Consider the following 12208-nt stretch of genomic DNA (forward strand, 5'->3'; position numbering starts at 1 on the left):
CAGCTCGCAGTGAGCTGCCCGCCTTTTTGGCGGCCGTACAGAAACGGTATACTTACAGGTAGGGGAAGGTGCAGACATCGGCCAGATCGACATACAGGCTGGAGTAGCGGTTGCCGATAAAATCCTCTGCCGCCGGCGAGGAAAGGCCCGGCTGCGGCGGGGTGATGGGCAGTGAAAAGCGCACGGGCGTGCCGTCGCCGGGGGGACTGGGGAGAAAGATCTGGCCGCCCATGGCCTGGACCGCCTGACGGCAGATGGGGAGGCCCAGACCGGCTGCCTGCACGAAACCCAGCTCGGGGGCGCGGTAGGAGTAGTAGGGGTCGAACACCCGGTGCAGCACCTCGGCCGGGATACCGGCGCCGCGGTCGCGCACCGAGATGTGCAGAGCGTCGCGCACCACCTGGGCGTGCAGGTGCACGGTGTTTTGGTCGCTGGAATAGAGAAAGGCGTTGGAGAGCAGGTTGGTGATGCACCCGACGAGCAGCTGCTGGTCGATGAGCATGAACAGCTGCTTAAAATCGATCTGGTAGGTGAGCGGTACAGGGCTCTGCCGCAGCACGGTGGCCGCCCCCTGACAGAGGTCTTGCAGTAGGCGGGCCATCTCTACCGGGCGCAGCTGCAGCTGATAGGCTCCGGTCAGCAGCTGCGAGGCCTGCTCGATATTTTTCCCCAGCCGCAGCAGGCGATAGGCGCTGCGGTTGATCTGGTCGAGCATTTTTTGCCCCTCGTAGTCGGCGTACTCCTCGAACTTGCGGGCCAGGGGCGAGAGGGCCGAGAAGATGGCGGTGAGGTTGGTGCGGCTGGCGGCCGAAAAAGCGGTGCTGACCCGGTCGATCTGCCGGCGGGAGCCCTCGGTGAGGGAGCTGCTGGCCACCGGCAGCATGAGCGTGACCAGCTGCAGCTGGCCCTGGGCGCCCAGTACCGGGATCAGGTGCAGCTGCAGCGGGCTGCCGCCGGCCGGCAGCTGCGGGGACGGCAGATAGACGTCCAGCCCCTTTTGCAGCTGCGCCAGAATACTGCCGAGATCGCCGGTGGGCAAAAGACCGGCGGCGCTGGGGTAGCCGGTGAGACCGTGGATATAGACCTCGGCACAGCTGTTGTGCCAGAGGATGAGCATCTTTTTATCGCACACGAGCACCGGCAGGTGGGCGTGCTCGAAGATGGACTGCGCCGCCGCCAGGTATTGGGTTTCATTACAGATTTCCATTTAGAACCTACCGTAATTCGATAAATTTCGACTTGTTTTCATATAGTATACTATGGTTTTTGTGCCAATGCAAATACTGGCAGCAGATCTTACTGAAATTGGTACCAAGGACCCGGGTGGGGAAAAAGTGAATTTTTGAATTGTGTGAAAACTTCTGGTTAAATTCCTGACAAACTCTTGCTATAGATAGCTTTTTGTTATAAAATACAGATAGACTATAATAAATAGGAGGCTATCCCTATGGCTATCAAAATTGGTATCAATGGCTTTGGCCGCATCGGCAGACTGGTCTTCCGTGCCGGTTTGGACAATCCCGACTACGAGTTCGTGGGCATCAACGACCCGTTCATGACCCCCGACTACTGCGCTTACATGCTGCGCTACGACACGGTCCACGGCCAGTACAAAGGCGAGATCAGCTACACCGATGACGCCATCGTCGTCAACGGCAAAGAGATCAAATTCTACGCTGAGATGGATCCCGCCAACATTCCCTGGGGCGAGTGCGGTGCCGACTACGTGGTAGAGTCTACCGGCGTGTTCTGCACCACCGAGAAGGCTTCTGCCCACATCAAAGCTGGCGCCAAGAAAGTTGTCATCTCCGCTCCTGCCAAGGACAAAGAGACCCCGACTTTTGTTTGCGGTGTCAACCTCGAGACCTACACCAAAGACATGATGGTCGTCTCCAACGCCTCCTGCACCACCAACTGCCTGGCTCCCATCGCCAAAGTCATCAACGACAACTACGGTATCGTTGAGGGCCTGATGACCACCGTTCACTCCACCACCGGTACCCAGAAGACCGTTGATGGCCCCTCCAAGAAAGACTGGAGAGGTGGCCGTGCTGCTGCCGGCAACATCATCCCCTCTTCGACCGGCGCTGCCAAAGCGACCGCTCTGGTCATCCCCGACCTGGCCGGCAAACTGACCGGTATGTCCATGCGTGTTCCCACCCTGGATGTATCTGTTGTTGACCTGACCGTTAAACTGGCCAAGCCCGCCACCTACGAGGACATCTGCGCCAAGATGAAAGAGGCCTCTGAGACCTATCTGAACGGCGTACTGGGCTACACCGAGGACGCTGTTGTCTCTTCCGACTTCTACGGCGACCCCAGAACCTCCATCTTCGACGCTAAGGCCGGCATCATGCTCAACGATACTTTCGTAAAGCTGGTCTCCTGGTACGACAACGAGTGGGGCTACTCCAACAAAGTGCTGAAGCTGATCTCTCACATGGCTGAGGTCGACGCTCAGTAAGCAAAACGCACAGAAGGTGCCCGGTATAGGGTACATGAGAGAGCAGTGGCTTTTATGCCGCTGCTCTTTTTTTGTGCCCTAAAATAGTGAGCCCCAAAGGAAGACCGGCGTTTTTGGTACGGAGAACTGCGGTATACGCAGAGGATATTCAGGTGCGGGGGCCAAAACCATGCCGAGACGGGTAAAACTTGCCGAACCGCCGGGGGAGTATCAGCGCAGGGAGATACACACGGATATCTTGGCAGTTGGAATATTGAGCCGGTAGGTCTTGGGCTTAATATCCGATCGACCGGCAAGATGGGGGGCCGCTGTGCCGGGCAAAGCGCGGGGGCGTGGTAGAACGAGCGGGAACAAGGGCAGGAAATGCCGGCAGGGAGCGCTGTTTTCTGTTTTGAACTGGGGCAGTATTATAGATATCGGATGGTGTGGACCCCATGCGTATCTTGCCATTTAAAAACAGTACAGATATTGCGCTCCGTTAGTTTTTCCCGGTGGCAGCTGTTCATACACGATACACCCAAAAGAGGTGCAGGCACCGAAACGGTTTTTTGTTTGCAAGCTGAAAATGTTGTGCTGCGCCGCCTGATGGCCGGCCGCCAGACAAGCGGGGAGAGACGGTGTGAAAATAGGACCGCCCTTTGAGAAGACAGCGGCTGTTTTGGGCTGGAACAGAGATAGGACCGAGCGATCTTGAGAAATTAGTGCGTTTGGGGCATATGAACCGGCCTGGAAATGGTCTGGAGTTGAGCAAGGTTGGTCGTTGTTGGTTTTAGGCTGGTCTTAGGTCGGTCCAGGGAGCTAGAGTTGGTCTGGAAGTGATCCGAAGCTGATTTGGGGCTGATATGAACTGCGCCTATTGGCGCTCTATCAGCGATCAGAGCGGCAGAAATCCTGTGAGCAGAGTGAACTTATGGGAATTGCGGTAAGGTAGGACCGTATACATGGTGTTTATCCTCCTGACAGACGGTGGCTCGAGATAGCATGCGCGGCAGATTGCAGAATACACATCTGCGTTTTGCCGCAAAACGCGCGCGGTCAAAATCGCAAAAGGGATCAGCGTGGAGAGTATTTATCTGTGCTCTATGCTCTATGCATGGGGCGTGTGGGGCGCACCGGTGTATAGCTTGCAAAAATATGGGGCGTTTACGCATCGATCGTGGCGGGGTCCGGTGGGGCGGTGGCTTAAAAATGAGAAGATAACTCCTAAGGTAGAAAAACATAAGAACGCCGAACAGCGGCTATCTGTTTTGGAGGAGTAGGCCGATCGGTGCGCCCAGCTCAGGTCTCGATGTGGTTGACACGCCAAAATGTGCAGTGGGGAAAGAGGGACAAAAAAGGAACGGTGGGGATGATAGCGCCATCTTTTTGTATTCGAGGGACAGTATCGTTTGGGATATGGGCAACAAAAAAGCCAGCGCAGTCTGGGCGCTGGCCTGTATTTTCGTTTCATGGCGGATACTTATAAGGTGGGGGGGACACGGCCTGTTTAAAGCGGATGCGGGCGGCTATTCCCGGATAGCTGCCATGGGTGGTGGGGCCTATCCTTTTAAGACCGGGTGGCCCGACGGGTGTAGTAGAGCAGGCCGCCGCCCAGCAGCAGTGCACAGAGCAGCGCGTAGGGGAAGAAGGCCGGGTTTTGTGCGCCGCCGTAGAGGATGATGAGCGAGCCCAGGCTGGCCAGCAGCGGTACCAGTACGCCCCGTATTTTGCCGGGGATGCGACCGGACCGGTGCAGCGAGATGACTTTGCCGTAGAAGAACACGTACAGCAGGTAACTGATGGCCACCGGTACCTCGGACACGTCGGAGTTGGGCAGCAGACCGAATTTTTGGGTGAGATAGTGCAGCAGGAACCAGCCGCTGGCCAGTAAAAACGCCATCAGTCCCGAGCGCAGGGGCATATCGAACTTTTTGCTGACCTGCTGCAGTTTGGTGGCGCCGGGGACCATACCTCGCAGTGAGAGCGCATAGGGCATGCGGATGCTGCCCAGCGTGAGGCCGTTGACGGTGCCCATGACCGAGATGATGACAAAGATCAGCACCAGCTTGGAGCCGGTCTTGCCCAGCACCTGAATAGCCAGCTGGTCGATGTGGGCATCGCCCATGGCCATGACCTGTTCGGGCCCCAACAGGGTAGAGACCCCCACAAAGTACAGCAGGTAGGCAAGCAGGATGAACAGCGGGCCCATGACCAGCGCCCGGCGCAGATTGCGCTTGGAGTCGCGTATCTCGTGGGCGATAGAGGTGGCCACGATCCACCCGTCAAAAGAAAAGGCGATAGGGGCCAGCGCTGCCAGCCAGCTAAAGCTGGCCAGGCTGCGGCCGGTACCGGCGGGGATGATGGTGGTGGGATCGCCGAAGATGACCCCGATCAGGGCAAAGGCGATGAGCGGCAGCAGCTTGGCCACGGTGGAAAAGCGCTGAAAAATGCCGCCAAAGCGGGGGGAGAAGGTGTTGTAGAGATAACAGACGGCACAGAAACCAAAGCCGATGAGCATTTGCCCCTCCAGTGGCAGAGCGAGCCCGAACAGCAGGCCGGTGTATACCCCCACCACCCAGGACACCACAGCGATGAGGCTGGGGTAGTAGATAAAGGTCTGGAACCAACCTACCACACAGGCCGCCCTGGAGGTGGAGAACTCGTCGGCGTAGGTGATGAGCCCGCCGGGCTTATCGGTGAGCGCGGCCAGCTCGGAGAAGGCCAGACTGCCAAAGACGATGGCAAACGCCGCCACGCAGAACGCCGCCGCCCCGAGCAGGATGTTACCGCCGGTGAGTACCAGTATATCGTCGCTCTTAAAAAAGATGCCCGAGCCGATCACGGTGCCGACGATCACGGCGACGGCGGTGACCAGACCGTATTTTTTGTGTTGTTCCTGCAAGAGAGATCGCCCCCTGTGTATGATAGTATAGTGTGGTCCGGCGCGCCGGGCGCCAGACGGCTGGCAGCGGCCGCGGCACAAAAAAAGAGACACCCGCTGCGGGATGCCCCTGGCGACGCGATCGCTGTGCATTTTTTGACGGTGTGCAAAACCGGCCGCCGCTGTTGGGCGGCTGTTGGGCGGCTGTTGGGCGGTTGTTGGGTCAGACACCCCTCTGGGCTGCCGGTGGACCCGGGCGGCGGCTGCCGCTAAGTATATGTACACGCCGTTAAAAATATGAAAAAGCCGTTTTCTTTAGAGTGAAAAAATGGTACTATATATAGGTGACAGACCCAGATATTGGGCATGCTCCTACTTGGCGGAGCGCGGCCCTACTTTTTGCCGCTGTCTTTGCCCAGTGTATCCTCGACGTTGGAGATCAGGTTTTGCAAAGAGGAGTAAAAGAGCGGATAATTCTCGGCCAGCGACTGGGTGGTGAGCTCGAAGTCGTCGCGGTCCTCCAGCGGTCTCATGTCCCCCAGATCGACGTTTTGGTCCAGGCAGTCGATATCGGCCACGCTCTCGTGCATGGCGGCGTCGCACAGCTGGCTGTAGCGCACCTTGGAGACCGAGAACATGGTGCTCTGGTTTTTGGGGGTGAGGCCGTAGAGCTTGCGGAACATCTTGTACACCGCCACCATGATGTAGCTGGAGACCTCTTTGGTGAGTGAGGCGTTGCAGCCTTTGGCCAGCATATCGAACACGATGTGCAGCGAGTTGGTAATGAGCTTTTTGTTGAGCACCGGCATGATGCTGCCGTGCTGCATGATGTTTTGCTTGCCCGGCTCATCGCTGTCGGGTATATCCTCTACGCTGAGGGTGAGGCCGGCCCGGTCGGGCGAGCGGCCCAGCAGGTAATCGCAGGAGACGCCGTAGTAGTCGGCCACCTTGACGACAAATTCGAGCCCGCACTCGCGAATGCCTTTTTCATAGTGTGACAGCAGCGCCTGAGAAATGCCCAGACTGGCTGCGACCTGCTTCTGACTGACGCCTTTTTCTTTGCGCAGCAGAGTCAGGATCCGGTGAAAATCGGCATTCATCGTCAAAACCTCCCCCTTTTTTACATAATGTAAATTATATAGCACGAAAAACCTTTTGTAAAGGCAGTTCGTGCAATTTTAAAACACATTCCCAGGATTTTAGTAGAGCAAACATAGGAGACCAGGAGATTTTATGAAAACTTACAAGATACATTTCATCCGTCATGGACTTACTGAAGGCAACATCCGCGGCCAGTATGTAGGCCGCCGCACCGACTCGCCGCTGTGTCCGCAGGGGGTGCAGGCGCTCATCGCGCTCAGGCAGCGGTATGATTATCCCGGCGTGGGCAAGCTGTATATAAGTCCCATGACCCGCTGCCGGCAGACGGCGGCGCTCCTGTACCCGGAGATGAAAAATATCGCCGAGGTAGAGCAGATCGCCGAGATGGATTTTGGCGACTTTGAGGGCAAGACGATCGCCCAGCTGCAAAACGCCCCGGCTTTTCGCTCTTTTGCCCCCGGCGCCGCCCAGGTGCAGATCCCCGGCGGCGAGAGCCTGGCCGACTTTGCCCGCCGCTGCGGCGAGGGGCTGGACCTTATCATCAGCGACATGATGCGTGCGGGCAACACCCAGGCGGCGGTGGTGACCCACGGCGGGGTGATCATGGGCCTGCTGGCGGCTTACGGCTACCCCAAGAAAAACCACGTGGAGGGGATGGCCGACAACGGCTACGGCTACACCATCCTCATCACCCCGCAGCTGTGGCAGTCGGCCCGGGCCTTTGAGATCATCGGCATCATACCCCATGGGGCCGAAGACGCCCGCGGGGCGCTGGCGGCGGCCAAATACATGCCGGAGGACGACGGCTGATGGGCGCCCAGCAGGGGCTGGTGCACATCTACACCGGCACCGGTAAAGGCAAGACAACGGCGGCGGTGGGGCTGTGCGTGCGGGCGCTGGGGGCCGGTAAGCAGGTGTACTTCACCCAGTTTTTAAAAGACGGCAGCTCAGCCGAGATAAGCCAGCTGCGGGCACTGGGGGCAACGGTGGATATCCCGCCCCAGCAGGCCAAATTTTTTGCCGCCATGACCGAGGCGGAAAAGGAGCGGTGCCGCACTGCCCAGCAGCGGGCGCTGGCTGGCGCTGTTGCGGCGGCGGCCGACTATGACCTGGTGGTGTGCGACGAGATCATGGCCGCGCTGGCGCTGGGCACGGTAAAACTGGACCAGGTGTGTGCGCTCATCGACGGGCGGGCGCCGGGCTGTGAGCTGGTGCTGACCGGGCGCGGGGCGCCGGCGGAGCTGGTAGAGCGGTGCGATTACCTGTCGGACATCCAGTGCAAAAAACACCCCTACGAGCAGGGCATAGCCGCTCGCAGGGGCATAGAATACTGATCGGGGAGGACCGGACTTTGCGACAACAGCTCAAACGCGACTCCAAAAAAATACTGCGCCACCAGATCGGCAAGGCGCTGGCTATCGCCTTTATGGTGGTGGCGGTGGTCCTATTCTTCTGGGCTATCGAGCGGCTTTGCGCGGTGACACTGGGGGTGCTGGGCTTTGAGAGCCTGCTGGCCCAGCCGCACATCGACCTGTCGTCGAGGGTGGTGCAGCTGAGCCTGCTGATCATCCTGCTCATTGCGGTGCTGCGCTTTTTTGTGCTCAGCCCCATCTATATGGGGCAGGTGAGCTGGTACTGGAACGCCGCCTGCTACCCCAACACCCCGGTGTGGGAGATGTTCAGCCAGTTCAGCTCGCTGAGGATGTTTGGCCGCTCGCTGTGGTACACGGTGAACATTTGGGCCCGCTGTGCGCTGTACACGGTGCTGTTTATGCTGCCGTCGGGCCTGCTGCTGTTTTTTGGCTACCGCGGTTACCTGGCAGCCAGCAGCAGTTGGATGATCGCCGTGGGTTCGGTGGCGCTGATGCTGTCGGTGCTGCTGTTTATCTTTACGGTGCCGCTGCTGTACTGCTTTTTGCGCCGCTACTTTTTGGCCAAGTACATCGTGGTATCGCACCCGGAGGTGACGGTGCGGCAGGCCTTTTTCATATCGGTGCGGCAGATGCACGGCCATCGGGGCGAGATCATGATGCTGGACCTGTCGTTTTTTCCGTGGTTTTTGTCCTGTATATTCATCATCCCCATCCTCTACGCAGTGCCCCACTATTTTACCGTGTGTACCCTGTATGCCCGCTGTTACCTGTACAGCACCGATTTTGCCGACTACCGGGGAAGCCGGGCGGCAGGCAAGTAGAGAAACATAAAAAACGAGCTGGCTAAGCGGTGTGCTTGCCAGCTCGTATTTTATTTGTCTTGGCGCCGAATACAGGACCTACCAAATCCCGTTTTGGGCGGTGGGGAAAACTATTTGCCGGAGCTGAGGTTCTTGGCGCAGTCGGCGCACACGTATTTGCCCATGTAGCTGGTGAGGTGCTCGCTCTCTTTGCCGCAGAACACACAGCCGTTGCCCGCCTTTTTGAGACAGATCATATCTTTATCGGTAAAGATCTCGATGTGAGAGCCCTTTTCCATAGACAGGGTGCGGCGGAGTTCTTTGGGGATGACAATGCGGCCAAGTTCGTCCATTTCTCTGATTATACCTGTAGATTTCATGTTTGTCCTCCGTTTCGCGTGGATGGTTGGGGAGAATACGGATATTTTGTTCTGATCCGTAATTTCTAGTATATTATAGTAGTCTTACGTCGATTTGTCAAATATTACAAGTAAAATTTTGGAAGAAATCATGACGGCTGGGCACGGCGCATAAGTATAGCCCAGGAGGTGGCTGCCATGATGACCTATATCTGGTCGGGACTGGTGGTGCTGTCGGTGATCTTTGGCGCACTGACCGGTCGCATCGATGCGGTGAGCACCGCGGCGCTGGGCGAGTGCCTGAAGGCGGTGGAGCTGTCGGCCACGCTTTTAGGCGGGCTGTGCCTGTGGGGCGGGGTGATGAAGATCGCCGAGAAGTCGGGCCTGTCGGAGAAGATATCGGGGCTTTTGTACCCGCTTTTGGGCAGGATCTTTCACGGGCTGCGGCGGGGCAGCGCGGCGTTTGCCGCCATCGCCATGAACCTGATGGCCAACTTGCTGGGGCTGGGCAACGCCGCCACACCTCTGGGCCTGGCGGCGATGACCCAGCTGCAAAAAGAGAACCCCGACCCCGAGACGGCCACCGACAACATGATCTTATTCGTGGTGCTCAACACCGCCTCGCTGCAACTCATCCCCACCACTACCGCCACACTGCGGTTAAAGGCCGGCAGCCAGGCCCCGATGGAGATACTGCCCTGCGTGTGGCTGGCGTCGATCTTGTCGGTGACGGTGGGGCTGACGGTGGCCAAGCTGGGCTGCGCGCTGCACAGGAGGCGGCGATGACCGGCTATGCGGTGCCCTGTTTGCTGGTGGGTTTTATACTGTACGGGCTGTACCGGGGCGTGCCGGTGTTCGACTGCTTTGTAGAGGGCGCCGGTGAGAACATGAAGGTGATCTTAAAGATACTGCCTTCGCTGGTGGCGCTGATGACGGCGGTGGGGATGTTTAAGGCCTCGGGCGGGCTGGATCTGCTGACGGCGGGGCTGGCCCCGCTGGCAGAGCTGCTGGGTCTGCCCAAGCAGGTGCTGCCGCTGGCGCTGCTGCGCCCTATATCGGGCAGCGGAGCTATGGTCATCTTTCAGGATATCCTGCAGAACTTTGGGCCCGACGGGACCATCGGCCGGGTGGCCAGCGTGCTGATGGGCTCTACCGAGACTACTTTTTACACATTGGCGCTGTACTACGGGGCGATCGGCATCAAAAAGACACGGCACACGCTGCCGTCGGCGCTGTCGGCCGACATGACCGGCTTTGTGTGCAGTGCGCTGCTGGTGCATCTGCTGCTGGGGAGATAGTTGCGGCGGGAAAGAGACAGGAAAAAGAGAGCTGCCGCGGCAGCTCTCTTTTTGATCGCCCCTTTATATAGGAGGCGAAACGATGGGCTATCTGCTGGTCTGGGCGCTCCGCCAAAACGGCCGGGCGCACGGCGCGCTGACTGTTTTGTGCAGTTACAGCGTGCCGTTGGCTTTTTGCAGTTCGATGACGATGTGGTTGACTGCCTCGATCTGGCTCTCGGTCAGGTTGGTCGAGGAGACGCGCACGTCTTCATTGATCCCCAGCAGCCAGTCGGTAGAGACGCGGAAGGTGGTCGCCAGTTTGATCAGGTTTTGGTAAGTGGGTTGTCTGGCTCCTGTCTCGTAGGAACTGATGACTGATTTAGTGGTCCAGAGCCGCTCAGCCAACTGCTCTTGTGTGAGGCCATAGCTCTGTCTGAGTAATTTGATTTTTGCCGATAATTGCGAGAGTTCTGCCATAGGGCACCTCCAATACTCCGTCTTTTACAAATGCTTCCCAACTCCCACCCAACACAGCCCTGATCTCCTACCGACACACCCGGGCTCTATACAGCGGAAATATATATACACATAGTGTACCGAATGTGCGTACTCATATAGACGATAAATACTTCGAATAGAGGGTTTTTCTGCTATCAATCTGCATTTCTCCCTATAAAATTACATGTATTTATCCAAAATTATCCAAAACTTGTAAAGAGGCCTGAGACTTTGCGATTTTGGGCGGCAAAGAAGTGTGCAAAAAGAAATATGATATGCCCATAGTGTATACGCTTTTTAAAAGAATACAAGGGAGGATGGGGCATTTGGCGGCGGTAGCTGGCGAAAAAAGGCGCAAAAAAAGACGGCGACAGCCGTCTCTTTTTAGAAGATCCATGTGGGAGCTATAGCTCGATAAAGCCAACCTTTTTGTAGACCTTGCGCAGGCATTTGGCACTTAACCGGCGAGCGCTCTCGGCGCCTTTGGTGTAGCACGCCTGCAGGTAGGCCTTGTCGCCCATCAGGCGGGCAAAGTCCTCTCGGACCGGGCGCAGGCAGTCGGCCACACATTCTCCCACGGCCATCTTAAAGTCGCCGTAGCCCTTACCGGCAAACTCTGACTCGATGGCGGCAAAGTCTTTGCCGGTGATGGAGGCGTAGATGGACATGAGGTTGTTGATACCGTCTTTGCCGGCGCGGTAGCAGACCTCGCCGTCGGAGTCGGTGACGGCGCGCTTGAATTTGCGCAGGATGGTGTCGACGTCGTCGAGGATGGAGATGTAGCCGTTGGGGTTGGGGTCGGACTTGCTCATCTTCTTCCCGGGCTCGGTCAGGCTCATGATCTTGGCCGAGGTCTTGGGAATATAGCCCTCGGGCACGGTGAAGGTGGGGGAGTACACGCCGTTAAAGCGGCCGGCAATGTCGCGCGCCAGTTCCAGGTGCTGCTTCTGATCTTGCCCCACCGGCACCAAGTCGGCGTTGTACACCAGGATATCGGCGGCCATGAGCACCGGATAGGTGAACAGGCCGGCATTGATGTTGTCGGCATTTTTTTGCGATTTATCTTTAAACTGGGTCATGCGCGAGAGCTCGCCAAACTGGGTGAAACAGCCCAGCACCCACGACAGTTGGGCGTGGGCGGGGTTGTGGCTCTGGATGAACAGGACGCTCTTTTCGGGGTCGATGCCGCAGGCGATGAGCAGTGCATAGCACTCCAGCGACTGGCGCCGCAGCTTGGCCGGGTCTTGCCGGACGGTGATGGCGTGCTGGTCGACGATGGAGTAGATACAATCATACTCATCCTGCAGCGGACCCCAGTTCTTGATGGCGCCCAGATAGTTGCCCAGCGTGAAGATGCCGGTGGGTTGGATGCCGCTGAATATCCGCTTTTTGGGAGCTGCTTGTTCCATAGAGAATTCTCCTATACTAAAAGTAAATTTAAATTAAAATATTACATTGTAGCGCTTGATACGA

The 12208-nt window shown here is 57.6% G+C and carries 12 protein-coding genes; 6 read left to right on the forward strand and 6 right to left on the reverse strand.

Features of this window, described 5'->3' with window-relative positions; all coding sequences use genetic code 11:
• Positions 1-52 precede the first annotated feature (52 nt).
• On the reverse strand, positions 53-1207 hold the full coding sequence (locus C6Y32_RS00840; protein ID WP_105203269.1) for a sensor histidine kinase: 1155 nt from the start codon (positions 1205-1207) through the stop codon (positions 53-55).
• A 240-nt stretch (positions 1208-1447) separates the two neighbouring features.
• On the opposite strand from C6Y32_RS00840, the gene gap reads away from it, so the two are divergent.
• Positions 1448-2464, forward strand: a complete 1017-nt coding sequence (gap, locus tag C6Y32_RS00845) for a type I glyceraldehyde-3-phosphate dehydrogenase (RefSeq protein WP_105203270.1) — start codon at positions 1448-1450, stop codon at positions 2462-2464.
• Between the two features lie 1546 nt (positions 2465-4010).
• Here gap and C6Y32_RS00850 read toward each other — a convergent pair.
• Both C6Y32_RS00850 and C6Y32_RS00855 read right to left on the reverse strand, forming a co-directional pair.
• Positions 4011-5345, reverse strand: coding sequence for an APC family permease (locus C6Y32_RS00850; RefSeq protein WP_243206158.1), 1335 nt, complete (start codon positions 5343-5345; stop codon positions 4011-4013).
• Between the two features lie 371 nt (positions 5346-5716).
• Positions 5717-6424, reverse strand: a complete 708-nt coding sequence (locus C6Y32_RS00855; RefSeq protein ID WP_105203272.1) for a helix-turn-helix domain-containing protein — start codon at positions 6422-6424, stop codon at positions 5717-5719.
• Positions 6425-6557: 133 nt separating this feature from the next.
• On the opposite strand from C6Y32_RS00855, the gene C6Y32_RS00860 reads away from it, so the two are divergent.
• From C6Y32_RS00860 to C6Y32_RS00870, 3 genes are read left to right on the forward strand one after another with little or no spacing between them, the layout of a single operon-like run.
• Positions 6558-7235, forward strand: a complete 678-nt coding sequence (locus C6Y32_RS00860; protein ID WP_105203273.1) for a histidine phosphatase family protein — start codon at positions 6558-6560, stop codon at positions 7233-7235.
• Positions 7235-7759: a cob(I)yrinic acid a,c-diamide adenosyltransferase gene (locus tag C6Y32_RS00865; protein WP_105203274.1), complete on the forward strand. Its 525-nt coding sequence runs from the start codon at positions 7235-7237 to the stop codon at positions 7757-7759. Before C6Y32_RS00860 ends, C6Y32_RS00865 begins: the two co-directional genes overlap by 1 nt.
• A 17-nt stretch (positions 7760-7776) precedes the next feature.
• Complete coding sequence (locus tag C6Y32_RS00870; RefSeq protein ID WP_164998055.1) at positions 7777-8619, forward strand: DUF975 family protein; 843 nt, start codon at positions 7777-7779, stop codon at positions 8617-8619.
• Between the two features lie 110 nt (positions 8620-8729).
• Here the strand turns inward: C6Y32_RS00870 and C6Y32_RS00875 are convergent, their stop codons facing one another.
• Positions 8730-8978: an AbrB/MazE/SpoVT family DNA-binding domain-containing protein gene (locus tag C6Y32_RS00875; protein ID WP_105203276.1), complete on the reverse strand. Its 249-nt coding sequence runs from the start codon at positions 8976-8978 to the stop codon at positions 8730-8732.
• A gap of 177 nt (positions 8979-9155) precedes the next feature.
• On the opposite strand from C6Y32_RS00875, the gene C6Y32_RS00880 reads away from it, so the two are divergent.
• The gene (locus C6Y32_RS00880; RefSeq protein ID WP_164998056.1) at positions 9156-9743 is read left to right on the forward strand and encodes a nucleoside recognition domain-containing protein; all 588 of its coding nucleotides are present in this window, start codon (positions 9156-9158) and stop codon (positions 9741-9743) included.
• Complete coding sequence (locus C6Y32_RS00885; RefSeq protein WP_105203277.1) at positions 9740-10255, forward strand: spore maturation protein; 516 nt, start codon at positions 9740-9742, stop codon at positions 10253-10255. Before C6Y32_RS00880 ends, C6Y32_RS00885 begins: the two co-directional genes overlap by 4 nt.
• 153 nt (positions 10256-10408) lie before the next feature.
• Here C6Y32_RS00885 and C6Y32_RS00890 read toward each other — a convergent pair whose 3' ends face one another.
• Both C6Y32_RS00890 and trpS read right to left on the reverse strand, forming a co-directional pair.
• Positions 10409-10714 carry a helix-turn-helix domain-containing protein gene (locus tag C6Y32_RS00890; RefSeq protein WP_105203278.1) on the reverse strand — a complete coding sequence of 102 codons (306 nt, stop codon included), beginning with the start codon at positions 10712-10714 and terminating at the stop codon, positions 10409-10411.
• A gap of 425 nt (positions 10715-11139) precedes the next feature.
• Positions 11140-12144, reverse strand: coding sequence for a tryptophan--tRNA ligase (trpS, locus tag C6Y32_RS00895; protein WP_105203279.1), 1005 nt, complete (start codon positions 12142-12144; stop codon positions 11140-11142).
• Between the last annotated feature and the right edge of the window lie 64 nt (positions 12145-12208).

This window comes from Neobittarella massiliensis (ex Bilen et al. 2018) (genome assembly GCF_900289145.1).
Classification (GTDB): Bacteria; Bacillota; Clostridia; order Oscillospirales; family Ruminococcaceae; genus Neobittarella; species Neobittarella massiliensis.

Coding starts and splice junctions, on each gene's coding strand:
- C6Y32_RS00855 (WP_105203272.1), bottom strand. CDS start 6,424: ATGAATGCCGATTTTCACCGGATCCTGACTCTGCTGCGCAAAGAAAAA.
- trpS (WP_105203279.1), bottom strand. CDS start 12,144: ATGGAACAAGCAGCTCCCAAAAAGCGGATATTCAGCGGCATCCAACCC.
- C6Y32_RS00865 (WP_105203274.1), top strand. CDS start 7,235: ATGGGCGCCCAGCAGGGGCTGGTGCACATCTACACCGGCACCGGTAAA.
- C6Y32_RS00875 (WP_105203276.1), bottom strand. CDS start 8,978: ATGAAATCTACAGGTATAATCAGAGAAATGGACGAACTTGGCCGCATT.
- C6Y32_RS00840 (WP_105203269.1), bottom strand. CDS start 1,207: ATGGAAATCTGTAATGAAACCCAATACCTGGCGGCGGCGCAGTCCATC.
- C6Y32_RS00890 (WP_105203278.1), bottom strand. CDS start 10,714: ATGGCAGAACTCTCGCAATTATCGGCAAAAATCAAATTACTCAGACAG.
- C6Y32_RS00885 (WP_105203277.1), top strand. CDS start 9,740: ATGACCGGCTATGCGGTGCCCTGTTTGCTGGTGGGTTTTATACTGTAC.
- C6Y32_RS00860 (WP_105203273.1), top strand. CDS start 6,558: ATGAAAACTTACAAGATACATTTCATCCGTCATGGACTTACTGAAGGC.
- gap (WP_105203270.1), top strand. CDS start 1,448: ATGGCTATCAAAATTGGTATCAATGGCTTTGGCCGCATCGGCAGACTG.
- C6Y32_RS00880 (WP_164998056.1), top strand. CDS start 9,156: ATGATGACCTATATCTGGTCGGGACTGGTGGTGCTGTCGGTGATCTTT.